A 23,213-nucleotide genomic window follows, 5' to 3' on the forward strand; every position below is an offset into this window, starting at 1 on the left:
CACCTGGACGGACACGACTTCAAACGGTCCGTCAAAGTATAAAGGGTGTTGTAGATCATGCTGCTTGCGTCCACTATGTGGTTCCCGGACAACAACACCGTTGTTGCTACCTGGAACACGAACCATGCCTCCCTTGTCCGGGGGGCGGGTTCACAACTTTTACCGCACTGCCGGCACCCACCACCGTTTTCGAACGGGTCGGGGGTTTCGGGACGTGTTGTAACCATTGTTTTCCCCACGCACACCTTGTTGGTTTTGGGTGTGTGGTGCGGGTGGAAGGGTTACGGCGGTCATAGCGTGGGGGAAACGCCCGGTCCCATTCCGAACCCGGAAGCTAAGACCCACAGCGCCGATGGTACTGCATCCGGGAGGATGTGGGAGAGTAGGTCACCGCCGGACAATATTTGAATAATCAGGGGGAGCCCGTACCAGTGTTGGTACGGGCTTCACTTGTTTAACGGCGGCAATCGTACCTGGTCAGCCACTGTGTTTCTTCCGACATCCAGGACCAGTCCGGAACGGCCCGCCGTGGTCGAAACGGACTGAAAGACTTGGTAAGATTAAGGAGCAGAACCCGAAAGGGCAGCCTGTAATCAATGACTTCCCGACGCATTGCCGTCGGGGCTAGGGTTACGGCGGTCATAGCGTGGGGGAAACGCCCGGTCCCATTCCGAACCCGGAAGCTAAGACCCACAGCGCCGATGGTACTGCATCCGGGAGGATGTGGGAGAGTAGGTCACCGCCGGACATACGTTGGGATAAGGATCCGCACAAGGATGTGCGGGTCCTTATCTGTTTAACTGCGCCTCCCGGCTCCTTTTCCTTCGGCCGAGGCTCGACCCGCTGTGGAATGTGCGTAAGCATGGTCCGGTGGCCGGCGAATACAGCAACAACATGGGGTTTGCCCGAGCGAATTCCGGGCCGGACCTGGACCGCACCATGTTCTTCAGCGACGCCGTCTTCGCTATCGCCATGACGCTGCTGGCCGTGGGTATCGACGTTCCCCAGGTGCCGGCCGGAGAGCTTGGGGGGGCCGTGGCGGCGCAGCTTCCGGAGTTCGGTGCCTACGTGCTGTCCTTTGTGGTGGCCGCCGCCTATTGGCTTAGCCATCACCGGCTCTTCCGGCTCCTCAAGGGATTTACCGGCCGGCTGCAGCAGCTGAATCTGGTGCTGCTGCTGTTCGTCGCCCTGCTGGGGTACGCCACCGACATGCTGGCGTTCTACGGAGACCAGCTCCTCGGCGTCGTAATTTATGCGGCTGCACTGGGGCTTATCGGCACCGCCAATACCGGGCTCTGGATCTACTGCAGCCGCGTGGGGCTTTTCCGGGATGACGTTGATCCCCGGCTTCCGGCCTTCGCGCAGGTCCGCGCTCCGGTCACCCCCGCGGTGTTCCTGGCCTCAATCCCCATTGCCGTCCTATGGAGTCCGCAGGCCGCCACCTGGTCCTGGCTGGGAATCATCGTTATCAATCTCCTGCTCCACGGCCTCGGCCGCAGACGAACAGGCTCGGCCTAAGCAGCCCCTCAAATGACGCCGATTCGTTGGTTTGGGCCTGTGTCGGGTAGTCTTATATCTGCTTCTACGGGAGCAAGCCTGGAGGATTCGCCTAGCGGCCTATGGCGCACGCCTGGAACGCGTGTTGGGTTAACGCCCTCGGGGGTTCAAATCCCCCATCCTCCGCCAAAGAGAAACACCCCGGTCTTCGGACCGGGGTGTTTCTCGTTAACCCGCTGGCTGCATCAAGGGCGCAGCGCGGCACGTGTGGCTACCGCGATGGAGCCGAAGCCAAGCGCCGCCGTCGCACCGGCAAGGCCCAGGTACACGGCCGGCACAATCGTCGGGAACGGCAGCCCGGAGACGCTCACGGCGATGCCCATCAGCGGCGGCAGTGCCAGGACGGTGCCGATGACGACGGCGGCCGCGACTATCAGCAGGGATTCCGCCCCCATCATCCGGCGCAGCTGGGTATCCGACGCCCCCAGGGTCCGCAGCAGCATCAGCTCGGGACGGCGCCGGGCCGTTGCCATCACCAGCGTGTTGACCACGGAGACGGCGAGATAGCCCAGCAGCACCAGCATCGCGATTACGGAAACCCACGCGTCGGCATTCCGTTCGGCGGCTCCGGCTGCCCCGAGCTCCTCCTTGTCCAGGAGGGTCAGCCCGAGCCCGGCCACGGCGGAGGCCAGTTCCCCCGGGTTCGTGTCCGCACTGACCAGCAGATAGTCGTTCAACCCGGTGGTGGTGTGGCCGCGCAGCGTTTCGTTCGCCACCGCCACATCACCGAAGCCCAGCCCGCGCTCGTAAGTGGCGACGACGACGGCGGTCGCCTCGGTTCCGTCCCCGTAGTAGAAGTCGAAGTCCTCGCCCATAGCCGTACCGGATTCCCGGGCCAGATCCACACTCAATGCCACCGTTCCGGGCTCCGCCAGCCGGTCCAGGGACCCGTCCCGCACATCCAGGTCCAGGGTTCCACCAAGGTCCTGCGGCGCCAGCCCCTGGATGGCGTAGGGCTGCACGCCGTCCTCCATACCGGCGAACCCGGCCTTGGCGAGGACCGCGGAACGGGCCACCGGTGACGTGGACTCCACCCCGGGCAGTTCCGCCACCTGCTCGGCCAGATCCTCGGAGACGCCGGTGCCCGGTGCGCTGACCAGATACCCGGCCACCACCCCGTCCCGGGACTGCCTGTCGGCTTCCGTTGCCACCGTTGCCGGCATAAAGAACTGCACCGATCCGAGGGCAATGGCCAGGGCCAGCGGAACGATCCCCGAGGCCAGCCGCCGCGGGAAAGCGCCGGCGTTGGCTTCCGCCAGGGCCAGCGAAGCGGAGGGGTTGCGGCGCAGCAGCGGCTGCACCACTTTCAATGCGCCCGTCACCAGCCGGGGGCCCAGAAGGCCGGCGCCGATCATCAGGAGCAGGATGCTGGAGGCTGCCGAGGCCAGCCCCGCAGTCCCCGGAACGGCGATCGGTACCAGGGCAGCAACCAGGCCGGCACCCAGCAGCGACAGTCCGGTGATGACGCGCCCGCGGCCCAGCCGTGATGCTTCGGTCGAGGAGTCCCGCAGCGCCGCCGTCGGCGCCGCCCGGACCGAACCCCGGGCAGAGACGAGCGAGGCACCCACCGCTGCGATGATGCTGATTACTACCGCGGCCAGGGCCGGCAGCGGACTGTAGGCCAGGACGAAGGTTTCCGGAAGCACCCCGCCGGCTGCGAACTGCCTGCCGAGGAACTCCGCAAGCAGGAAACCCGGTGCCGCCCCCAGCGCTGCGGCCGCGCCGGAAACCAGCAGGACTTCACGCACCACAATGCCCAGGGTCTGGTTGGCCCCGGCGCCGACGGCACGCAGCATCGCGAATTCACGCCGCCGCGCCATGATGGACAGGGACAGGGTGCCGGCGGTTACGAAGACCGCGGTCATCACGGCCACCCCGGCCAGCGAGCCGCTGAGCAGCAGCAGCGTGGACCGGGCGGGGGACCCGCCCAAGTTTTCCACGTCTCCGCGGCGGTCCCCGGTGTAGCCCACGACGTCGGCCACCTGCGCCTCGATGTCGGCGGAGAGCTGCTCCGGGCGGACGCCGGGCTCGGCAAGCACGCCCACGGTGGCCACCGTGTCACCGTGGGGCCACAGGGCTTCCGCGCCGGCGGTGCTGAGGAACGCGGCAGGACCGGTGTCCACTCCCGCTGCGGGAGCGGCGAGGCCGGACACGGTGTACTCGGACGGTTCCCCGCCGTGGGTGAGGACGAGGCTGCTGCCCGGGACCACTCCGAAGGATTCATCAACCACTACCTCAGCTGCCCCTGTGGGGGCGTCCCCGGAGGTGAGTGTGAAGGGCGTCAGGGCAGCGGCGTCCCAGGCAGCGGCGGACACCACCGTCCCGTCGGCAGTGGCCAGCGGAAGCTCGATGGTGCCGACGGCCCGTTCCACGCCGGGGACGGCGGCTATCTCGTCAACGGCGTCGGCAGGGAGCAGGACCCGCTCGGCGAACGGGGCGTCCGTGTCCTCGACCACCGGATGTGCCTGCGGGGCACCCACAACGACGTCGGCACCTTGCAGGCGCTGCGGGGCGATCCCGCCGCGGGTCCCGGATTCGATCAGGACGCCCATCGCGGTGATGAGCGCCGCGCACAGGAACACGGCTACGAAGACCCCGGCGAACCCGCCGCGGTGGTGCCGGATGGATGCTTTGGCAAGGGTCCACATGTCAGTGCTCCCCGAGGGTGGCCATGCGTTCGCTGACGTCGAGGGCAGTGGCACCGGTCATGCTGCCGTCGAGCCGCCCGTCGGCAAGGAAAATGACGGTGTCCGCGTGTCCGGCGGCCACGGGATCGTGCGTCACCATGACCACCGTCTGTCCCAGCGAGGAAACCGTGTGCCGTAGCAGGTCCAGCACCTGCCGTGCGGTGACGGAGTCCAGGGCTCCGGTGGGCTCGTCCGCAAAGACGGCGTCCGGGCGGGTGATCAGCGCCCGTGCAATGGCCGCCCGCTGCTGCTGTCCCCCGGAGAGCTCCTGGGGTTTCCGTTCCCCCAGGCCGGCCAACCCCACGGCCTCCAGCACATAGTCCAGCCACACCGTGTCGGTGCCGCGTCCGGCGAGCAGCAGCGGCAGCGTGACGTTCCGTGCCACCGTCAGCTGGGGGAGCAGGTTGTAGGACTGGAAGACAAAACCCACGTGGTCCCGGCGGAAGCGGGTCAGGGCCTTGCTGCGCAGACGCGAAATTTCGGTGGTTCCCAGCAGTACCTTTCCGCTGTCCGGGGCGTCCAGTCCGGCCGCGCACTGCAGCAGCGTACTTTTGCCGGAACCGGAAGGCCCCATGACGGCGGTGAAGGTGCCGGCCGGAATCGCCAGGGAGACATCGCGGAGGGCCGGAACCGTGGTGTTGCCGGAACGGTAGCTTTTGGACACGCCCTGCAGCTGTAGGGCTGCGGTGCCGGAGAGTTCTGAGGGGTCGGTGAACATCGGGTCATCCTTTGGGTAGGCCGGGGAGAACGGGATAACTTGCTGACGTCGACGCTACGGATGACGGGAACGGGATCCGATACAGCCAATAGCCCGGTTTGGGGTAGAGCTGGCTATACCGACAGCGGGAAGAGGGTCGGGCATAATTCAACGGATGAGACCTCCCAGCCGCGCCGGCACCCGAACCCGGGACGTGAGCTTCCTGGTGCGCGAGGGCGGCTACTGGCTGGTGTCCCTGGCCGTCCTGCTGGCCGGAATTGCGCTGCTTCCGTTCGTGGCCCTGGGGGTTGGCCTGTACGCGGTTCCGGGCTTCCTGGAGATCCTGAACCGCCTGGCCGGCCGGGCACAGACCCGCTCGGCGGCATTCTCGTCCGCCGTTATCCCCTTTGACCCGCGCCGCCTCAGCGGCCGGTATTCATTCACCGAGCTGGCCGCCCTGCTGAGCGCACCGGAAACCAAGCGGGACCTGTCCTGGCTGCTCTTCCACTGCGCGTTTGCCGTGCTCGCAGCAGCGCTGGCCCTCGCGCTTCCCTTCGGTGCCGTGCTCTATGTGGCGGCGGCACCCCTGTGGCAGCTCTTCCCGCCGGATGCACCGCTGGAACTAACCATCTTTGTCCGCAGCTGGAGCGACGCCGTCCTGATGGTGCTGCTGGGACTTGGATATGCGGCAGGGGCGTGGGTGCTGCTGCCCTGGCTGGCACGGCGGTTCAGTGCGGCCACCCTGGCTATCCTCTCGCCCCGCCGGTATGCGGACCTGGCCCGCCGGATCTCCGATCTCTCGGCGGCCCGGGCCAGCGCCCTCGCCGCCCACGCGGCCGAACTGCGCCGGATCGAGCGGGAACTGCACGACGGTGCGCAGAACCGGCTGGTCGGCGTCGTGATGATGCTGGGGCTCGCCCAGCGGGCAGCCGAAACCGACCCGGCCGCCGCCGTACCCTTCATCGGGCGCGCCCAGGACGCCGCAACCGAGGCCCTGGCCGGACTGCGCGCGGCCGTGCATGACATTTATCCGCCGATCCTGGACGAACTCGGCCTGGGCGGTGCTGCCTCCGCCCTGACCAGCCGCTCACCCATACCCTGCACCCTGGACGTAGACGGCCTGCTCCGTGCTCCTGCCGCGGTGGAATCAGCAGCCTATTTTGTCCTCGCCGAAGCGCTGACCAACGCCGCGAAGCACTCCAGTGCGTCTCGGATTGACGTGCTGCTGCGGACCGAATCACCTCCGAAGGGGGATGTCCTGGTGATCCTCGTGAACGACGACGGCCGCGGCGGAGCGAAGGTGGACCCGACCGCCGGCGCGCAGGCTGGCGCCGATGCCAACGGCTCCGGAACGGGGCTTGCCGGAATTGCCCGCCGTGCAGCCGCCTTTGGCGGCAGGCTGGTGCTGAACAGTCCCGACGGCGGACCGACGAACCTCAGAGTGGAGCTGCCGTGCGCCTTTTAATAGCCGAAGACGATGCCCTGCTGCGGGCCGGTCTCGAACTGCTGCTGCAGGGCGAAGGGTTCGAGGTGGTGGGCTCGTGGGACAACGCCGATGACCTGCTCGCGGCCTTTACCCCCGGCAGCGCCGACGGTGCCGTGCTGGATGTCCGGATGCCGCCGACCTTCACCAACGAGGGGCTGCGGGCCGCCCTGGAACTGCGGTCCCGGGTGCCCGACTTTCCGGTGCTGGTCCTGTCCGCCTACGTGGAGGACCGCTACGCCAGCCGGCTGCTGGCCTCCGGCGCCCAGGGGGTGGGCTACCTGCTGAAGGAACGCGTGGGCAACGTCGGTGAATTCGTGGACGGGCTGCGTCGCGTGGCCGCCGGCGGCACCGTGATGGATCCGGAGGTCATTGCCCAGCTGTTCAGCCGCCGCAGCAGCCGGGATCCCGTCCGGTCGCTGACCCCGCGGGAGTTCGAGGTGCTGGGGCTGGTGGCCGAGGGCCTGGGCAACACCGCCATTGCAAGGGCCATTTCCGTGTCCGAAACCGCGGTCAGCAAACACATCGGCAACATCTTTGCGAAGCTCGGGCTGGCCCAGTCGGACAGCGGCCACCGCAGGGTGCTGGCAACCCTCGCGTACCTGCGCTCCTGACCGGTTCCCCTGCGGCCTTTTCGCAGCGGGTCTTGTTTCCCGGACGGCACCGGTGACAAGGTGTGATGCACTACAGCCGGGCGCAGGAGGACACACGTGGAACAGGGCGGCGGAAAGGTAGCGCTGATCACCGGTGCTTCGCGGGGGATCGGCCGGCGGGTGGCGGAGCGGCTCGCAGCGCAGGGAACCGCCGTCGTCGTCAGTTACCGCCGCAACGCGGAGATGGCCAAGGAAGTGGTGGCCCGCCTGCAGGAACTCGGCGGCGGCGGGATAGCGGTGCAGGCGGACGTGGAAAACCCCGAAGACATTGTCACGCTCTTTGATGCCGCAGCGGACGAATACGGCCGGTTGGACTATTTCATCAACAATGCCGCCGCTGCCGCGTTCAAGAACGTGGTGGACCTGAAAACCCATCATCTGGACCGTGCCTACGCCGTGAATGTACGCCCGTTCGTCCTCGGCGCCCAGGAAGCGGTGAAGCTGATGGACGACGGCGGCCGGATAGTCGCGCTCACCAGTTACGGCAGCAGCCGGGCCTTCCCCACCTATGCCGCCCTCGGCTCGTACAAGGCGGCGGTGGAGTCCTTTGTCCGCTTTATGGCGGTGGAATTCGGCCCCTACGGCATCAACGTCAACGCGGTGAACGGCGGGCTGATCGAGTCCGATTCGCTGGACTACTTCTACTCCATGGACGGGATGGCGCCGATGGACAGCGTCATCTCCCGCCTCCCGAAACGACGTCCCGGCACCGTCGACGAAATGGCGGCCACGGTGGAATTCCTGCTGTCCCCGGGCGCCGGGTACATCACCGGCCAGGTACTGGCGGTCGACGGCGGTCTCTCGGTCATTGCCCCGCCGTTCCACGCCGAAGCGTCCGGTCCGCCGGTCACCCTCCCGCCCCGGCCCACCCGGGACCGCGGCCGGTAGCTGCCCGCCGTTCAAACCGAAAGGAAGCATCAGTGAGCTACGATCCCACCCGTTACCGGAACTACTTCGAGCACTCACTGACCTACGCGGCCGGCTTCGTCCGCAACGTGGCGCGCTATGCGGACCGCGTGGCCATTACCGATCCGCCGTCCGGCCGGGAACTGACGTACGCCCAGCTCGGCGACGCCGTGAACGCCGTGGCCCGTGCCCTGGCCGAGCGCGGCGTCGGGCGCGGGGACCGGGTGCTTTACCAGCTCTACAACAGCGTCGAGTTTGCCCTGCTGTACCTGGCTACCCAGCGGCTGGGGGCTATCAGCGTTCCGGTGAACTACCGGCTGGCGCCGGGGGAAACCGCGCACATCCTGCGGGACAGTGATCCGGCGGTGTTCGTTGTGGACGCCGAGCATACCGACGCCGCGGCGCAGGCGCTGGAGCTGGCCGGGGTTTCGCCGGTGGTCCTGGTGGCCGGCGGCTCGGGCCAGCTGGGTGAGGACTTCGACGCCGCCGTCGACGCCGCAACCGGGGAACTGCCGGATCTGCCCGCGGATTTCTCCACCTTCGAGGAGAGCACCCGTTTCTACACCTCCGGCACCACCGGCATGCCCAAGGGGGTGCCGCTGCCCTCCATCGCCGAAGTGATGAGCGCGCACGACGTGATTATGCACTTTCCGCTCTCCCCGGCCGACCGCACCCTGAACATGACCCCGTGGTTCCACCGCGGCGGCCTGCATTCCGGTGGTCCCAACCCGGTGTTCTATATCGGCGGATCCGTGGTGCCGATGCGCAGCTTCAATCCGGCCACGGTGCTGGACTGGGTGGGGGAGCAGGGCCTGACCTACCTGATCGGTGCGCCCACCACCCTGGAGCTGATCGCCGTCGAACAGGAAAAGAAGCCGCGGAACCTGGAGACGCTGCGCGGCATCGTCACCATGGGCGCACCGCTGGACCGTGCCGCGGCCATCCGGTACCAGGACCTGCTGACGCCGCGGATCTTCAACGGCTACGGAACCACCGAGGGCTTCTGGAACACCTTCCTGCGGCCGGAGGACCTCCCCGCCCATGCCGGCAGTGCCGGGCGCGCATGCACGGACGACGACGTCGCCGTCGTCCGCGTGTTCGACGGCCGGCGGGGGCAGCCGCACGAGCTGGCCGCCCGGGACGGCAGCGAAATCGGCGAGGTGATTATGCGCTCGCCGAAGTCCGGGTTCAGCTACGCCAATCTGCCGCAGGTGGAGGAGGAGAAGTTCCACGACGGCTGGCTCTACCCCGGGGACATGGCCACCTGGGACGCCGAAGGCTACCTCACGATCATGGGCCGGACGGATGACATGATCATTTCCGGCGGGGAGAACATCCATCCGGTGCAGGTGGAGGCGGCGCTCGCGGACCACCCGGGCGTCCTCGATTCTGTGGTGGTGGGCGTGCCGGATGACCGCTGGGGCCAGCGCGTGGTCGCCTACGTGGTGCGCCGGGACGCCGAGCTCGACGCCGAGGGGCTGGACGCGTTCTGCCTTGCCCATCCCGGGCTGGCGGATTTCAAGCGGCCCCGGGGCTACCGTTTTGTGGAGGACGTTCCGCTGACCGCGACCGGCAAGAAAATGCACTACAAGGTGGCCGATTCCGCGGCGCAGGACTGGCTGGGCGGCCGGATGGATGTTCCGGCGCCGGCCCGGAAGGCGGACTAAATGGACGAGCGCGTGGTCATCACCGGAATGGGGGCGGTGACGCCGCTCGGCGGTACCTGGGGTGAAACCTGGGCGGGGCTGAAGGACGGGCGCAGCGGCATCGACAAAATCACCGCCTTCGACGCCTCCGAGTTTCCCACCCGGATTGCCGGGGAGGTGAAGAACTTCGATCCGGCGCAGTATCTGCCGGTCAAACGGCTGCGCCGGTCCTCGCGGGCGTCGCAGCTGGCGGTGGCCGCCTCCCGCGAGGCAGTGGCCGACGCCGGACTGGGCGTCACGCTGGAGGACACGGACGCGGCGGTAATCATCAACAGCGCGGTCTCCGGGTATCCGGAAATCCAGGCCGCCACGGAAATCTTCGGCCGGGACGGGCTACGCCCGATCAGCCCCAGTTTCGTGGCGTCGTCGTTGACGAATATGCCCGCCTGCGAGGTGGCGATCGATTTGGCCGTCCACGGTCCGGTGAACGCCAGTGCCCTGGCATGTGCCAGCGGTACCTCCGCTTTGCTGGAGGCGCGCCGCACCCTGCTGGCCGGCGACGCGGACGTGGTGGTGGCCGGCGGAACCGATGCGGCCATCACGTCGGTGATGTTCGCCGGGCTCAACGCCATGCGCGGGTTGTCCCGGAACAACGATTCGCCGCAGGAAGCCAGCCGGCCGTTCGATGCCGGCCGGGACGGGTTTGTCTTCGCCGAGGGAGCCGTGGTGTGTGTGCTGGAACTGCTCAGCCATGCCCGTGCCCGCGGTGCGGACGTGTATGCGGAGCTGCTGGGCGGTGCACTGACGTCCGATGCCTTCCACATTGTCGCTCCGGCTCCCACCGGGGAATATGCGGCGGAAGCCATCTGCCGCACGCTGGACCGGTCCCGGTTGAATCCGGAGGATGTGGACCTGATCTGCGCCCACGGAACCTCCACGCAGGCCAATGACCGGACCGAAACGCTGGCGCTGCACACCTCCTTCGGCGAGCATGCGCCGTCGCTCGCAGTCACGGCGCCCAAGTCCATGACCGGACACCTCATTGGGGCTGCGGGGACCCTCGGATCCCTGCTCTGCGTGATGGCGATCGTTGAGGGTGTCATCCCGCCGACGCTGAACTACGCCACCCCGGATCCGGAGTGTGACCTGGACTATGTGCCCGGTGCTGCCCGCGAAGCACCGGTCCGCTATGCGCTCACCAACGCGTTCGGATTCGGCGGCCAAAACGCTGTGGCGGCTTTCGGGCCTGTCTGAGGTGCGTTCCGTGCCACCGCAGGGGGCCAGGAGCGTTTACTTGCAGTAGAGGTCGAGTCCGGCCTCGTAAGCCTCCGGATAGAACTCCACGGCCAACTCGAAGGTAGCGTCACTCCACTCGGCGTCCCGGCCACTCCAGGCCGACGACACGTAGTCCGTACTGAACTCGGGTTCCAGGCGGGAGTTCCAGATGTTCCGTTTTACCGGTGACGGATGCAGCCAACGGTCCGGTTCGCCGGTGCAGGCGGCATCCCAGTACTCCACAAGATCTTCATAGACCATACCGACGGCCAGCCTTCTGCCGTTATCCTTCGCGGCCTCATCGAGAACCCAGTCGGTGTACTGCTGGGCATGCTCCCGCACGCCGGGATCCACGATTTGATCGGTCTCGCGCTTTTGCCTGTAGGCCGCCGTCCCGCGGTGGTCGATGACGGCTTTTTCCCCCACCCGGTCCAGGTAGGCCTGGACTTCCGGCGACGTCATCACCGGGCTGTTCCAGAAGGCCTCGTAATCTTCCGCCGTCAGCTGCCCCGCCGCGTTGGGGTGCGTCTCCAAGGATTCCAGCAGCATATCTGCCTCATGGGTAACCGAGAACAGGAGGTTCATATCGCCCGGATGGCTGCTCTCCGGCGGTATCGGTAACTTGCAGAAACGGGGGAGGGCGGCTTCAAAGGCAGCAGGGTAGACCTTGGCCACCAGGCTGGTTGCCTGTCTTGCAGAGTCCTCGGATCCCAGCTGCGACAGGATTTGGGGCTGGGTGGTAGTCCAGTTTCGAATGGGATGACCGTTGGCCTGGTAGGAGACGTCGTCCATGTCCCAGCGGTGGCAGGTCTTTCTGGACAGCTGTGCCAAGTCGTCATAAACCGCACTCTTCGCACCCTGGACCGTGCCGTGTGAGACGAGCTCGGCTATCTCGTCCACGGCGGCCTGGGCGTTGGCACGTTTGGCTGGGTCTACGATCTCGTCCACCCTGTACTCCATGTGCTTCACGTCCTCTTGGAGACGCGCCTTCCATCCCTCGTTGATCACGTCCAGCAGTGCAAAGGCGTCCGGGGTGTTCAAGGCAGGTTCAGCCCAGAAGGCCGCGTAGTCTTCCTCGCTGATGTCTGCGGGGAGCGGGTCCGACGCGTAATGCACAGTGCTGCGTGAGGTCACCACTATGTAGCCTTCCGCCCGGGAATCCCCGGCGGCCTCGGTATACGTCAAGTACTCGACCCACAGATAGGCGGCGACAAGGGCGGCCACCACAAAGAGGCTCACAAAGGTTACGACTGCCACCTTGAGCGGGCTGAACCTGCGTGGCTTGGGAGTCAGATAGTCAGGCAGCACGATTGGATGTCCGCTCAACGTGCCGCCTCTCAGTAGGGGTGGTTCCCGCTGAGGAAGCCTACCGCACGGACGAGGCGAGCTCCGGCTCGACGTCGGGTGTTGCCGGCACCTTCCGGTTCCCGGCGTTCACGGCCTTGGCGGCCAGCCACACCGACACGGCGCCGAGGGCAAGTCCGGCAACCACGTCCAGGACGTAGTGCCAGCCGAAGTAGACCGTGGCCAGCGTGGTCAGAAGGACGTAGATCCACATAACCCAGCGGGCCACCTTGGGCAGGCGGGTCAGGTGTGCCACCAGTGCCGCCGTGAACACGATGGACGTGTGCAGGGAAGCGAAGGCAGCAATGCCGTGGACGGAGCTGGTGGCAAACGGATCCGCCAGCACTTCGATCCGGTTCTCGTACAGGGAGTCCTGCAGACCCGAGACGGCGGTTTCCGGCAGGTCGCTGAACGGGGCGGCGTTGTAGTAGATGGGTCCCATGGACGGCAGGGCGTAGTAGCTGACGGTGCCCAGAATCCAGTTGAAGGACAGGGCCGTGGCGTACCAGGCACCGCGCTGCAGGTTGTTGGACCACACCAGCGCCGCAGCGAGGGAGACCGGAACGAAGACCATAAAGAGCATGTAGACGCCGGAGAGCAACTCGGCGCTGAAGCCGGTGCCCAGCAGTTCCTGCAGGACGTCACCGGGGTAGTTGCCGCCTGCCAGCCACTTGTCCGACTCGTCCAGCATCGTGTCCGTCAGGTGATCCTGCAGGAAGGGCAGGAAGCTCTTGAGGTTCCGGTACGACATGTAGGCGAGGTAGAAGGTGATCAGTCCTGCCACTGCCACGGCCAGCCGGGGTCCGGACCAGCGGGTCCGCAGCACATCGGCGGCTGCGGCTCCGACGCCGCCCAGTTCACGCCGTCGGGCGAGAACCCGGGGGACGACGTCGGCCGCAATCATCAGGAGCACCATCAACGGCAGGCGCACGTAACTCGGGCCGAGGAATCCTTCCGGATCACGCACGGGGAGGCCCGCGAATACGGCGGCCACCAGCATCACCAGGGTAAAGGCGACCGAAACAATGAGGGGGACGCCGAAGAGGCGGCGCCAGGCAGGGCGGACGGAGCCGGCTTCGATAGTCATGAGACATTTTTATCTCACGATCGGTATAAACCTGTTATCGGGGTGCCTCTACCGTCAGTATGCTTTCGATCACACCTACTGCCGGTTCCGCCTCACGCCCGGCTAAGATGCCCGCGTCTACTTGTTGAGGGCTGCGTCCAGCTGTTCCTGGATGGCGCCGTAGTCAACGGAGTCCAGCTCGAGGATCCGGTCGTCGAGGATCAGCGAGGGCGTGCCGCGAAGCTGGAGGTCCTGGGCGTCCTCCAAGTCCCGGGCCACCCGGTCCCTCACGGAATCCGAGGCGTAATCAGCACGGAACTTCTCCATGTCCAGTCCGAGGTCCTCGGCATAGGAGACGAAGAGGTTTTCGGCGTCCTCCGTGCTCAGGGCCTTCCAATCCTGCTGGTGCTCGAAGACGGACGCAGCCATCTCCTCCAGGGCACCCTGCTCTGCGGCGGCTTCCACGGCACGGGCAGCCGGCGCCGCATTCTGATGCTTGGGCAGCGGGTAGTTCCGCACGAGGATGCGGACGTCATCTCCATAGTCCTTCTTGGCCTGCTGGATCACCGTGTCCATCTGCGCGCAGTAGGGGCACTGGTAGTCGGTAAACAGCACCAGGGTGGCTTTGGGGTCTGCGGGATTGGTGATTGCCCTCGCATCCGCGGGAGCCACCTGCTCCAGACGATCAGCCGGGATGGATGTCTCTGCCGACGGGCTGGCCGATGCTTCCGCCGTGGCGGTGCCTCCTGACGGTTCGGAATTCGACGCCGCACAGGAGACCAGGGTGCCGACTGCGAGCAGCCAGGCGATCAGCAGGGCGAGGATGCTCTTGCGCATAGTTCCTTTCGGTGACGAGTCAGGGGATTGTGGTTCGGCGCGCTTTGCGGGCCTTCAATGGCGATACCTGCCACGAGGCGACGTCCGCCATGAGACCAGGCTGCGCCCACTATTTTCGATGCTCCCACCGGATCGGCCGGCCCGGTAGCCCGCAATCCGGTATGGGTTTATATGCTTTTGATATGGCTCATGCGTGGCCGAACCTTCAGGTGCTGGAACTGTTTATTGCCGTCGTGGATGAGGGCAGCGTGGCTTCCGGGGCGCGGAAACTGGGCATGGCCCAGTCCAATGCGAGCCGGTCTATTGCCGAGTTGGAAGCGGAGCTGAAGGTTCCCCTGCTGGAACGCAGCCCGCGCGGTTCGGTGCCCACGGCGATGGGACTCCTGCTGGCCGATTCCGCCCGGGAACTGCTCGAGGCGGCGCGGCGCTTCAACAGTGTGGTGCGTACCAGCGGCGGAGAGGCGATGGAACTCCGGCTGGGCGCCAGCCACACCATCGCGGACATGCTGTTGCCGGCCTGGCTTGCCGAGCTGAAGCGCCGGCTGCCGCAGGCCCGTATCGACGTACAGGTGGAGAACTCGGCGCAGGTCATAGAAGAGGTGCAGCAGGGAACCCTCCAACTGGGGTTTGTGGAAACGCCGAATCTTCCGGTGCGGCTAAACGCCCTGGTGGTCCGTGAGGACGAGCTGGTGGTGGTCGTTGGTCCGGATCACGAATGGGCCAACCGTCCGGGCCGGATCGGTCTGCAGGAACTGGCGGAAACCCCGCTGGTGGTTCGGGAATCCGGGTCCGGTACCCGCGAAGCGCTGCAGGAAGTCCTCGCCGGGTACGACGTCGTCGAGCCCGCCCAGGTGCTCAGCAGCAATGCTGCGGTGCGGGTTGCTGTTGCTGCCGGAGCCGGCCCTGCCACGCTGAGCGAGCTGGTGGTCCGCGACCAGCTCGCCAGCGGGGAGCTGCTGCGGGTTCCCTTCGAAGGCGAGGGCATCACGCGTCCCCTGACGGCCATCTGGTCCGGTCCCCGGCGGCTGACCGGAGTCGCGGCAGAGCTTGTGGCGGTGGCGGCGGGGAAGACGTAGGTTCAACCCGGCGTCAGCAGCAGGGCTGGTTGGACGGTCTTGCGCATCACTGTCTTGTTCTTGCCGATGCGGCGCTCGAACGTGAATCCTGCCTTCTCGAACATGGCGCGCGTGCCGTTGTGAAGGAACGACGACGATGTTCTCTTGCCGGGGGCGAGTTCGTTGGGGAACGAGACCACCTCGCCTCCGCCTGCCAGGGCGATCAGTTCGAGGGCGCCGTCCAGTGCCTCCCGTGCCACGCCGGACCGTCGGTGGTCGCGGTCGACGAAGAAGCACGTGATGCGCCACGGCGCCGGCCTGGTCTCGCCGGCGTCGTACTGCTTGCGATGGTAGATCCCCGGCAGCTCGAGCGGACTGCCGTACTGGCACCAAGCGATTGCGTTGTCGCCGTCGAAAACGAGCGCGGCGTGTGCTGCGCCTTCCGCCACGAGTCGCTGCTTGAATGTCGGCCCGTCGTGCTCGCTTTTGGCAGTGTTCTCTGTGTCGCCGTGGAAATATGAGCAGTAGCACCCGCCCCAGACCCCGTTGTGTTTCTGCGCGAGTGCTAGCCACGCGGGGAAGGTCGCCGGAGTAAGCGGCTGAATTACGTGCGGCATCGCGTCCGTCCTGTCACGAGTTCAAGAGGGTCAAGATCCAGCCTCCGTCACAGGCATCTCGGCGACGCACAGGACCGCAGTGTTGCCGTCCTGGTCGGCAATCACAGTGAGCGACGGCGAACTAGCGTCATCTACGACGGTTCCCCCTGCGGCGACGGCGGCGTTGATTCGTTGCCCGGCCACCTCGGGCGCCACGTAGACCTCGACGTGGAACCGCTGACTCTCGTGTTCGTTGGCGTCGCCGAACCACAGGTTCGGTATCCGCCCCGTGGAGTCCCGGATCTCGTCGCTGGGTGACCCGTGGCCCTGGGCGTCTGCGTTGCCTGTCAGCAGGGCTGCCCACACCGGGGCGATGGTCGCGGAGTTTGCGGTGTCGAGGCCGAGTTCGAGGACGCTGACGGAGGCCGGGTCGGCGTCGATCCGGTGCTCCGCGGCGATCCCGGTGATCAGCCTCGCGAGGTCGACATCCTGCTGGGTGACCCATTCGACGACGTGTTCGGTGCCTTCGCCGTCGCGGTAGATGGCGTCTGCGCTGACCAATTTGAGGTCGACGTACCCGTTGCCGATCGACACGCTCGGGTAGTGTCCGAGCGCATTGCCCGCCTCGCCTATGGCGGTAACGAACCGGGCGCTAGTGCCGAAGTCATCGACCAGGTAGCGGGCGTGCAGTCCCTGGGCCAACTTGCGCCAGTCGGTCAGCCTGGCCTCGGCGATCGCCTCGCCGGACAGCATGTCTCTGTTCCGTGAGTTGATACGTGATTCAGCTGCAGCGTTTGAGCTCGTCATTTCTGAGTGCCTCCTGTGCGTGTGCGAACAGTAAATCCGACGTCGAATGCATCTACAAGGAAAATCCGCCTTTGGTGTCTTGGGGAATTCCGCCAAGACCCTCTTACTGCGAAGGTGCCCGCACGACGACAGAGATCGCTGGGAGTTCAGGGTCAGGTGCGGCCGCGGCGTCGTTGTCGGGACTGACATCAGAAGCAGAGGTACCCGCTTCGGCGGTCCCGACGGGCACGGCCAGTTCAGCCCGGTACACCGACAAGGTGCAGGGCGGGCGCGGCGGCTCGGCACCGCAGGCCTGCCCTTCCGGCTGCTGGTTCCCACTGCCTGGTTCTTCGGTTATCCGTTCGGTGTTCCCGAGCTGATCCATACCTCAGGATTTCATCCGGCACTGACATTTCGAGCCCAAAACCAGGCCGAAAACGGAGCTCCGGGAAACTTCAAATACCCGTCTTTTGAACGCAATTACCTGCCGCAAAGACGATGCCTTCCTGGCCTGGACACATGCCCGTCTGGCCCAGCAGTGTCGCATATTGCATCGCTAACGCTGCTGTTCCGCGCAATGGTCATCGACTGCCGCGGCGTCGGTGAAACGCACGGGAAGACCGGTCCGGGATGACTCGTAGACCGCCAGCAGGATCCGCAGGGCCTTGGTGGCGTCTCGGCCTGTGACCGCCGGTTCGGTGCCGTTTCTGATGGCCAAAACGAAGTCGCGGATCTGGCTGGTGTGATGCGGGATGAGTTGGCCGTTGATGGTGGCCAGGTCTACGTTTGGGTGAAGTCCGTCGGGGTGGACAGGTTCGGTATGGATGCTGTCGGACACGGCCCACAGATCCACGCGGCCGTCGCTGCCCTCGGGAAATTCGGTCAGCGAGGCTGAGGCGCCAGTTTCACCGGTAACGCGGAGCTGCACCCCGAGGCTTGGGGACACGGCCGTCGAGGCTTGCAGGGTGGCCATGGCTCCGGAGGCGAATGTAATGAGGGCAGTGGCGGAGTCCTCCACCTCAATGTCTTCGCGGTGCTTGTAGGTGTTGATCTTGCCGTAGATCTCAGCCACGTCTCCCATGAACCACTGGAGAAGGTCGATGTAGTGAATAGCCTGGGTCATCAATACCCCGCCGCCGTCGTTGGCCCAGGTCCCCCGCCACGCGTCACGGGAGTAATAGTCAGGTTCACGGTAAAGCATCACCGAGCACTGACCCATGGTGAGCCGGCCGAGGGCGCCATTGTCGATGGCGGCGCGGATACGTTGCGCCGCCGGCCAGAAGCGGCGTTGGAAGAGGACGCCCAGCTTTACACCGGCGTCATCACACGCACTGACCATGCGCGCGGCCGACGCCAGCTCGATGGCGATGGGCTTCTCGCAGAGCACATGGACGCCAGCAGCGGCCGCCTCACGAACCACTGCTTCGTGGGTGGGATGAGGAGTGCAAACGGACACGATGTCCAGCCCCAAGCCAAGCAGCTCTGCCACGGTATCGGCGGCTGTAGGAATCCCCCATGCCGCGGCGGTGGCGCGGGCCCGATCACTATCGATGTCGCAGACTCCCACGATTTCCACATCGTCGATGGCGCGGAACGCTTCAAGGTGGTTCCGGGAAATGGCTCCGCAGCCCGCTAATCCAACGCGAAGTCTACGGGGCTTTACGGGTGCTGGGGCGGTCACGGGAGGGCCAACTTTCTGAAGATGAGGTGTGGGAAAGCTGCGGAGCCCGGCTATTGCCCTGCGCAGGCTATGAGGCCATTGAGCAGGGCAACGACGTGGGCCTCGTCACCAGTTTCCCCACGGTCCAGACTCGGAACTTCGGCGCTGAGCGGCAGGTCCGCGGGTAGGGCCTCAACCAGCTTGGCCAAGCCGAACCTGCCCGTTCCTGGGACCATGCGTGAACTGCGGGATTCCTCGATGAGCCCCTCCCGGTCGGCGGGATGCTCGGCCGGGCCGTCGCACAGCTGCAGCATGGGTGCTGTGCCGATGTATTGGGCTACTTCGGCGTCCGTGCCGCCGAAGCGGCGGATGTGCAGGGAATCGGGCAACCAGAAACATCCGGCCTGGGCGGCGAGGGCGGCAGCCTCAGGGATCGAGCGTACGGACTGGTAAGAGATGGGCTCGAGCGTGGGGGTCACCCCGTATTGCCTGCCATCCTCGGTCAGCGCCGCCAGCGTGGCGGTAAGCCGGGCGCGGTCGGGGTCCGCGGCGGTTACCGTCAGAGTACGGGCGCACAGCTCCCCGCCGGCCTCCAGCATAGGTAGCCAAGTCTCAGGACCTACCGTGCCGTCCAGAGCGAGGAATTCAATGTCCACCACCGGCAACCCGGTCCCGGCCAGGATGGCTTTGACCTGTCTGAGCCGTGCTGAGCCCGGCAACAAGTTGAAGTCCGGCTCTGAGGCGGTCACGGGTTTGACCCGCAGGCCCACGAAATCGAAGCCGGTGTCCGCGGCGATCCGCACAAACTCGGCTGGTTCGGTGCCGAGCAGGGACAGGGGTGCCAGTCCGAGTAACCGGCGGTTCACCTGCCGCTGCCCTGGTGGTTCAGGCCCGGCGCGGGCGTGCCGTCGTCCTCGTAGGCGGTGGCCCCGGCGAGGTCCCGCCCGGCGACGTACCCGAAGGTCATGGCCGGTCCAAGGTTCACCCCACCGGCCGGATAGCTCCCGCCCATGATGTTGACCTGATCGTTTCCGGTTGCATAGAGGCCTCGGATTATGCTGGCGTCACGGCGCAGTACCCGGGCCTTGGAGTCCACGGCAATGCCAGCGAACGTGCCGAAGGAGCCGGGGAGGACCTTCACTGCATAGTATGGGCCCTTTCCCAGCGGGGCGAGCGTAGGGTTGGGCTTCACGTCGGGGTCTCCGCCGTAACGGTTAAAGGGGGTCTCGCCACGCCCGAACCCGGGATCCACGCCGCGTTCGGCATTGGCGTTGAACTCCTGGACCGTGCGCGCCAGCTGCTGCGGGTCGATCCCACACTTGGCCGCCAACTCCTCGATCGTGTCCGCTTTGATCAGGTACTTGAGCGCCTTGGTGTAAAGGAAGACGGGAAGGGGGCGGGGCTTGGCGAAGCCGAGCATGTAGGTGCGCAGCGCACGCTTGCCCGAGATCAACCAGGATTCGACCGGCTGGTCTTCGGGGACGGCTTTCATCATGCCGTCGACGTAGTCCCAGTAGCCGTTGGCCTCATTGACGAAGCGCTTGCCGTCACGCAGCACGCCGATCACCCCGGGCTTGGCACGGTCTGCGATGTGCGGAAACACCCCCGTGCGCCCGCCGGGAAAGTTTACGAGGGAGACAGGGCACCAGGCGGCGGCGGAGGTGACATCCGTGTCTACCCAGCCCCCGACGGACTCTGCCAGGGCTGCGCCGGCGCCGTCGCAGGTGTCCGGGGCCAGGGTCCAGTGCTCCCGGCCAGTCGGGGTGCGCTCAAAGGTCTGTCGGCGGCGTTCGATGTTGGCGGGGTAGCCACCCGTGGCCAGGACGACACCCCTGCGGGCGTTCACGCGCACCCGACCTGTGGGCGTGCTCAACCAGGCGCCGACTACTGCCCCGGCGTCGTCGAAGGTCAGCTCTTCCACGCTGGTGCTGACCTCGATCCTCACGCCGAGGTTGTCGGCGGACTGCAGGAGCCGGCCTGTGAGGGCCACACCGTTGACCATCTGCATGTTGCGGCGGTACACGGCCAGATCGAAGAGGTGGGTGAGTACCCGTCTGGCGGCGTGGTGGAAGCTGGACGGCTTCCGCAGGGCGGTAAGGAACTTGGAGAGGTCCTCGCCGGCCATGATGCCCATGCCCATGAAAGAGGTCATGTAGAACTGGTGTGCCAGTTTCCGCCGAATTTCGGGCCTGAGCTCGGTGCCGTAGAAGGGTTCCGGGGCCACGGACCGGTGTCCGGTGCCCGCGCCCGGAAACTTGCCATAGATGTCATTGACCTTTGTCCCGGGGACAAAACGCAGGGCTGTCTTCTCGTGGAAGAAGGCGACCATGTGCGGGACAGCCTCCAGGAAAGCCTCGATCCGCTCGGCGTCGTAGTGCTCGGCATCAATGACGTGCCGGAGGTAAGTGCGGAAGGCCTCGCGCGGTTCTTCAACCCCGGCAGCCTTGGCCAGCGGATTGCCGGGGGTCCACATCCAGCCCCCGGAACGTGCGGTCGCCCCGCCGCACGTGGGAGCACGCTCAGCAACAAGGACGTCCAATCCGTGGTAGGCCGCGGCGACTGCCGCAGATAGCCCGCCCGCGCCGCTGCCTGCCACGAGGACGTCAACGTCCCAGATGGGGAACTCTTTGGGTGTGGAGGTGCTCGGTGTCATCAAGATCCTTCAGGTTGAAGCCGACACGAATAGTTATGCCATTGGAAAGCGGCAGACCTTTTTTACCGCCTGAGCGGAGGAATTCTCCGACACTGTTCCAAATATTGGCAATGATTGCTATATATTGGGGCTGTAAGCATGACGTACATCACAGTCAGGGTCAAGAGGGAGTGGCATGGTCGCGGACAAGTCCGGAACAGCGGGCAAGGCGCTGGGAGTGCTTGTCTTGCTCGGTGAGTATCCGGCGGGGGCGACGGCCGGGCAGATTGCACGGGCCACCGGCTACCCCTTCAGTACCGCGTACAGGTTGCTGAACACCTTGGTAGATACTGACTTCGCCACGTACGACCCACCGGAAAAGCGCTTCCGTCTGGGACTGCGGGTCTACCAGCTGGGGCAGAAGGTCGCTCACCACCGCGGTTTCGAGGGCGCGGCAGCGCACACCCTCCAGCGGCTGACCGGAAAGACCGGGGAAAGTTCGATCCTGCACGTGCTTGACGGGGACCAGAGCCTGACGATCCATAAGGTCGATGGACCCCAGTTCCGTACAACCACCGACCCCGGAGACCGGGTGCCGCTGCACACCAGCGCCTCGGGCAAGGTCCTGCTCGCCTTCGCCGATCCGGCCACACGCCGCCACTTGCTGGACACCATCGACCTGAAACCGCGCACCGAATTCTCGGTCACTGACCGTGACGAACTCCGCCGACAGGTGGAACAGATCCGTACACAGGGCTGGGCCGGGCAGTCGGAGGAGAACGACGTCGGTATGGCCGCCGTCGCCCTCCCGGTTTTGCCTCCATCGGGTCGGCTGATCGGCACCCTCACCTTGGCCGCCCCCGTCTTCCGCACTAGTCTCGAGGACCTGAGGAGCCACCTGCCCGACCTGCGGAAAGCCGCCGCCGAGCTGGCCCTGGAACTGCCCCAGCGCTCATGACGCCTAACCTTCCTGTACCAACACCGGCATGAAGGCCGGCCGACAACAAGCGACTAGATGCAGGTGAGCGTCATCGATCCCACAAGTACCGGGCAAAACCCACTAAACGACTCCCTACCGAAGAGGGGACAGCGGCCGCTGATAGCCGGACGCTTGCTGGTGTTCATGGGCATCCTGCTCATGGCCCTCAGCGCACGGCTCGCAGTGGCAGGAGTTTCGCCGATACTTACAGCGATGACCGGGGATCTGCCGTTCGATGCAACCTCCATCGGCTTGCTCGGGATGCTTCCGACTGCAGGGTTCGCGTTGATGGGATTCCTGACTCCACAGCTGATACGCCGCATCCGGCTTGAGCCGCTGTTGCTCGCCTCGATTCTGCTGGCCGTCGCAGGACAGCTGGGCCGGGCTATGGGAACAAACCTGGCAGTCTTCCTGGGCCTCTCGCTGCTCACCATGGTCGGGCTGGGTCTGGGAAACATCGTGCTGCCGCCGCTGGTGAAGAAGTACTTTCCGGACAGGGTCGGATTGCTCACGGCCCTGTACGTCACGCTGTTCGCGATCAGCACGGCATTGGCACCGCAGCTCGCGGTACCAATTGCCGAGAGTGCGGGCTGGCGGGTCTCCATTGGTATCTGGTCAATCGTCGGCGTCGTGGCTGCGCTGCCCTGGATCGTCCTGCTCGTCCGAGACAGGTCGGCACGACAGGCCCCGAGCCCTCCGCCCACCGATGATCTGCCCGCAGGCCTTCCCAGGGTCCGGCCCTGGAGATCGCCGATCGGGTGGGGGCTGGCCCTGATCTTCGCTGGATGTTCCAGCAACACCTTTGCCCTCTTCACCTGGCTCCCCGCAGTTCTCATCGACCGCGGCATGAACCCGGGCACAGCAGGCTCCATGCTCGCCCTTTTCGCCATCATAGGGTTGCCCACCAGCCTCGTCGTGCCACTGCTGGTAGCCCGGATGCCGCGGCCGTTCCCCATCGCCCTCTCGTTCACGACGATGTTCGCAGTTGGCTACGCGGGATTGCTCCTGGCTCCCACCAACAGCGCACCCTTCTGGGTCATCATGGCAGGACTCGGCCAGGGCACGTATTCCTTCGCCCTCCTGATGATCAACAAACGCACCCGCACCACAACCGGTTCCGGTGCACTATCCGGCTTCGCCCAAGGCATCGGCTATTCGTTGGCGTGCCTGGGACCGCTGCTATTCGGACTCCTTCAGGACCTCAGCGGAACCTGGGTGACATCTTTCGCCATGCTCGGCGGATGGCTGCTCGCCCTCACCGCGGGACTACTCATGATCAACCAACCTCGCATGCTGGAAGACGGTCCAGGTGTCCTGGTAGACCAGACAAGGCGCTCGTGAGGATCCGGCTAAC

The 23,213-nt window shown here is 65.9% G+C and carries 19 protein-coding genes, 1 tRNA gene and 2 rRNA genes; 12 read left to right on the forward strand and 10 right to left on the reverse strand.

Features of this window, described 5'->3' with window-relative positions; translation table 11 throughout:
- The first annotated feature begins 282 nt into the window (after positions 1-282).
- The 4 genes from rrf (LOC60_RS12430) (at position 283) to LOC60_RS12445 (ending at position 1,686) form a co-directional block, all read left to right on the forward strand.
- Positions 283-399: ribosomal RNA gene (gene rrf, locus LOC60_RS12430) — 5S ribosomal RNA — on the forward strand.
- Positions 400-631: 232 nt separating this feature from the next.
- Positions 632-748: ribosomal RNA gene (rrf, locus tag LOC60_RS12435) — 5S ribosomal RNA — on the forward strand.
- Positions 749-870: 122 nt separating this feature from the next.
- Positions 871-1,518 carry a TMEM175 family protein gene (locus tag LOC60_RS12440; protein WP_230025625.1) on the forward strand — a complete coding sequence of 216 codons (648 nt, stop codon included), beginning with the start codon at positions 871-873 and terminating at the stop codon, positions 1,516-1,518.
- An 80-nt stretch (positions 1,519-1,598) separates the two neighbouring features.
- Positions 1,599-1,686, forward strand: a tRNA-Ser gene (locus tag LOC60_RS12445).
- Positions 1,687-1,742: 56 nt separating this feature from the next.
- Here the strand turns inward: LOC60_RS12445 and LOC60_RS12450 are convergent.
- The gene (locus LOC60_RS12450) at positions 1,743-4,205 is read right to left on the reverse strand and encodes an ABC transporter permease (protein ID WP_230025627.1); all 2,463 of its coding nucleotides are present in this window, start codon (positions 4,203-4,205) and stop codon (positions 1,743-1,745) included.
- A 1-nt stretch (position 4,206) separates the two neighbouring features.
- A complete protein-coding gene (locus tag LOC60_RS12455; protein ID WP_230025629.1) occupies positions 4,207-4,962 on the reverse strand; it encodes an ABC transporter ATP-binding protein in 756 nt (251 codons plus the stop codon).
- Positions 4,963-5,116: 154 nt separating this feature from the next.
- On the opposite strand from LOC60_RS12455, the gene LOC60_RS12460 reads away from it, so the two are divergent.
- The 5 genes from LOC60_RS12460 (at position 5,117) to LOC60_RS12480 (ending at position 10,883) form a co-directional block, all read left to right on the forward strand.
- On the forward strand, positions 5,117-6,406 hold the full coding sequence (locus tag LOC60_RS12460; protein WP_230025630.1) for a sensor histidine kinase: 1,290 nt from the start codon (positions 5,117-5,119) through the stop codon (positions 6,404-6,406).
- Positions 6,394-7,038, forward strand: coding sequence for a response regulator (locus LOC60_RS12465; protein ID WP_230025633.1), 645 nt, complete (start codon positions 6,394-6,396; stop codon positions 7,036-7,038). The genes LOC60_RS12460 and LOC60_RS12465 overlap by 13 nt, the downstream gene beginning before the upstream one ends.
- A gap of 96 nt (positions 7,039-7,134) precedes the next feature.
- Positions 7,135-7,965: an SDR family oxidoreductase gene (locus LOC60_RS12470; RefSeq protein WP_230025635.1), complete on the forward strand. Its 831-nt coding sequence runs from the start codon at positions 7,135-7,137 to the stop codon at positions 7,963-7,965.
- 32 nt (positions 7,966-7,997) lie between these two features.
- Entirely contained in the window at positions 7,998-9,650 is a 1,653-nt protein-coding gene (locus LOC60_RS12475) for a class I adenylate-forming enzyme family protein (RefSeq protein WP_230025637.1), read from the forward strand.
- Positions 9,651-10,883 (forward strand): beta-ketoacyl-[acyl-carrier-protein] synthase family protein, encoded by a 1,233-nt coding sequence (locus tag LOC60_RS12480; protein ID WP_230025639.1) that lies wholly within the window; start codon positions 9,651-9,653, stop codon positions 10,881-10,883.
- Positions 10,884-10,919: 36 nt separating this feature from the next.
- Here LOC60_RS12480 and LOC60_RS12485 read toward each other — a convergent pair whose 3' ends face one another.
- The 3 genes from LOC60_RS12485 to LOC60_RS12495 form a co-directional block, all read right to left on the reverse strand.
- A complete protein-coding gene (locus tag LOC60_RS12485; protein ID WP_230025641.1) occupies positions 10,920-12,230 on the reverse strand; it encodes a hypothetical protein in 1,311 nt (436 codons plus the stop codon).
- A 40-nt stretch (positions 12,231-12,270) separates the two neighbouring features.
- Positions 12,271-13,335 carry a phosphatase PAP2 family protein gene (locus LOC60_RS12490; protein WP_230025643.1) on the reverse strand — a complete coding sequence of 355 codons (1,065 nt, stop codon included), beginning with the start codon at positions 13,333-13,335 and terminating at the stop codon, positions 12,271-12,273.
- A 117-nt stretch (positions 13,336-13,452) separates the two neighbouring features.
- Positions 13,453-14,151 carry a DsbA family protein gene (locus tag LOC60_RS12495; protein WP_230025645.1) on the reverse strand — a complete coding sequence of 233 codons (699 nt, stop codon included), beginning with the start codon at positions 14,149-14,151 and terminating at the stop codon, positions 13,453-13,455.
- A gap of 182 nt (positions 14,152-14,333) precedes the next feature.
- Between LOC60_RS12495 and LOC60_RS12500 the strand changes: the two genes are divergently transcribed.
- Positions 14,334-15,227: a LysR family transcriptional regulator gene (locus tag LOC60_RS12500; RefSeq protein ID WP_230025647.1), complete on the forward strand. Its 894-nt coding sequence runs from the start codon at positions 14,334-14,336 to the stop codon at positions 15,225-15,227.
- A 2-nt stretch (positions 15,228-15,229) separates the two neighbouring features.
- On the opposite strand, the gene LOC60_RS12505 is transcribed toward LOC60_RS12500, so the two are convergent.
- The 5 genes from LOC60_RS12505 to LOC60_RS12525 all read right to left on the reverse strand — a co-directional run bounded on the left by LOC60_RS12505 (position 15,230) and on the right by LOC60_RS12525 (position 20,901).
- A complete protein-coding gene (locus tag LOC60_RS12505; protein ID WP_230025649.1) occupies positions 15,230-15,823 on the reverse strand; it encodes a GNAT family N-acetyltransferase in 594 nt (197 codons plus the stop codon).
- 30 nt (positions 15,824-15,853) lie between these two features.
- Positions 15,854-16,555, reverse strand: a complete 702-nt coding sequence (locus LOC60_RS12510; protein WP_230025651.1) for a VOC family protein — start codon at positions 16,553-16,555, stop codon at positions 15,854-15,856.
- A 589-nt stretch (positions 16,556-17,144) separates the two neighbouring features.
- Positions 17,145-18,269, reverse strand: a complete 1,125-nt coding sequence (locus LOC60_RS12515; protein WP_230025653.1) for a Gfo/Idh/MocA family protein — start codon at positions 18,267-18,269, stop codon at positions 17,145-17,147.
- A 50-nt stretch (positions 18,270-18,319) separates the two neighbouring features.
- The gene (locus LOC60_RS12520) at positions 18,320-19,114 is read right to left on the reverse strand and encodes a sugar phosphate isomerase/epimerase family protein (RefSeq protein WP_230025655.1); all 795 of its coding nucleotides are present in this window, start codon (positions 19,112-19,114) and stop codon (positions 18,320-18,322) included.
- Positions 19,111-20,901: an FAD-dependent oxidoreductase gene (locus tag LOC60_RS12525; RefSeq protein WP_230025657.1), complete on the reverse strand. Its 1,791-nt coding sequence runs from the start codon at positions 20,899-20,901 to the stop codon at positions 19,111-19,113. The genes LOC60_RS12520 and LOC60_RS12525 overlap by 4 nt, the downstream gene beginning before the upstream one ends.
- A gap of 175 nt (positions 20,902-21,076) precedes the next feature.
- Between LOC60_RS12525 and LOC60_RS12530 the strand changes: the two genes are divergently transcribed.
- Positions 21,077-21,838 carry an IclR family transcriptional regulator gene (locus LOC60_RS12530; protein WP_230025659.1) on the forward strand — a complete coding sequence of 254 codons (762 nt, stop codon included), beginning with the start codon at positions 21,077-21,079 and terminating at the stop codon, positions 21,836-21,838.
- Between the two features lie 165 nt (positions 21,839-22,003).
- Positions 22,004-23,200, forward strand: a complete 1,197-nt coding sequence (locus tag LOC60_RS12535) for an MFS transporter (RefSeq protein ID WP_230025661.1) — start codon at positions 22,004-22,006, stop codon at positions 23,198-23,200.
- The last annotated feature ends 13 nt before the right edge of the window (positions 23,201-23,213 follow it).

The organism is Arthrobacter sp. zg-Y769, from assembly GCF_020907405.1.
Taxonomy (GTDB): domain Bacteria; phylum Actinomycetota; class Actinomycetes; order Actinomycetales; family Micrococcaceae; genus Arthrobacter_B.

What these genes read in the sequence shown, in the direction of transcription:
- LOC60_RS12530 (WP_230025659.1), top strand. Translation starts at nt 21,077, where the DNA reads ATGGTCGCGGACAAGTCCGGAACAGCGGGCAAGGCGCTGGGAGTGCTT.
- LOC60_RS12455 (WP_230025629.1), bottom strand. Translation starts at nt 4,962, where the DNA reads ATGTTCACCGACCCCTCAGAACTCTCCGGCACCGCAGCCCTACAGCTG.
- LOC60_RS12525 (WP_230025657.1), bottom strand. Translation starts at nt 20,901, where the DNA reads ATGACACCGAGCACCTCCACACCCAAAGAGTTCCCCATCTGGGACGTT.
- LOC60_RS12535 (WP_230025661.1), top strand. Translation starts at nt 22,004, where the DNA reads ATGGGCATCCTGCTCATGGCCCTCAGCGCACGGCTCGCAGTGGCAGGA.
- LOC60_RS12500 (WP_230025647.1), top strand. Translation starts at nt 14,334, where the DNA reads ATGGCTCATGCGTGGCCGAACCTTCAGGTGCTGGAACTGTTTATTGCC.
- LOC60_RS12460 (WP_230025630.1), top strand. Translation starts at nt 5,117, where the DNA reads ATGAGACCTCCCAGCCGCGCCGGCACCCGAACCCGGGACGTGAGCTTC.
- LOC60_RS12480 (WP_230025639.1), top strand. Translation starts at nt 9,651, where the DNA reads ATGGACGAGCGCGTGGTCATCACCGGAATGGGGGCGGTGACGCCGCTC.
- LOC60_RS12490 (WP_230025643.1), bottom strand. Translation starts at nt 13,335, where the DNA reads ATGACTATCGAAGCCGGCTCCGTCCGCCCTGCCTGGCGCCGCCTCTTC.
- LOC60_RS12510 (WP_230025651.1), bottom strand. Translation starts at nt 16,555, where the DNA reads ATGCTGTCCGGCGAGGCGATCGCCGAGGCCAGGCTGACCGACTGGCGC.
- LOC60_RS12505 (WP_230025649.1), bottom strand. Translation starts at nt 15,823, where the DNA reads ATGCCGCACGTAATTCAGCCGCTTACTCCGGCGACCTTCCCCGCGTGG.
- LOC60_RS12450 (WP_230025627.1), bottom strand. Translation starts at nt 4,205, where the DNA reads ATGTGGACCCTTGCCAAAGCATCCATCCGGCACCACCGCGGCGGGTTC.
- LOC60_RS12495 (WP_230025645.1), bottom strand. Translation starts at nt 14,151, where the DNA reads ATGCGCAAGAGCATCCTCGCCCTGCTGATCGCCTGGCTGCTCGCAGTC.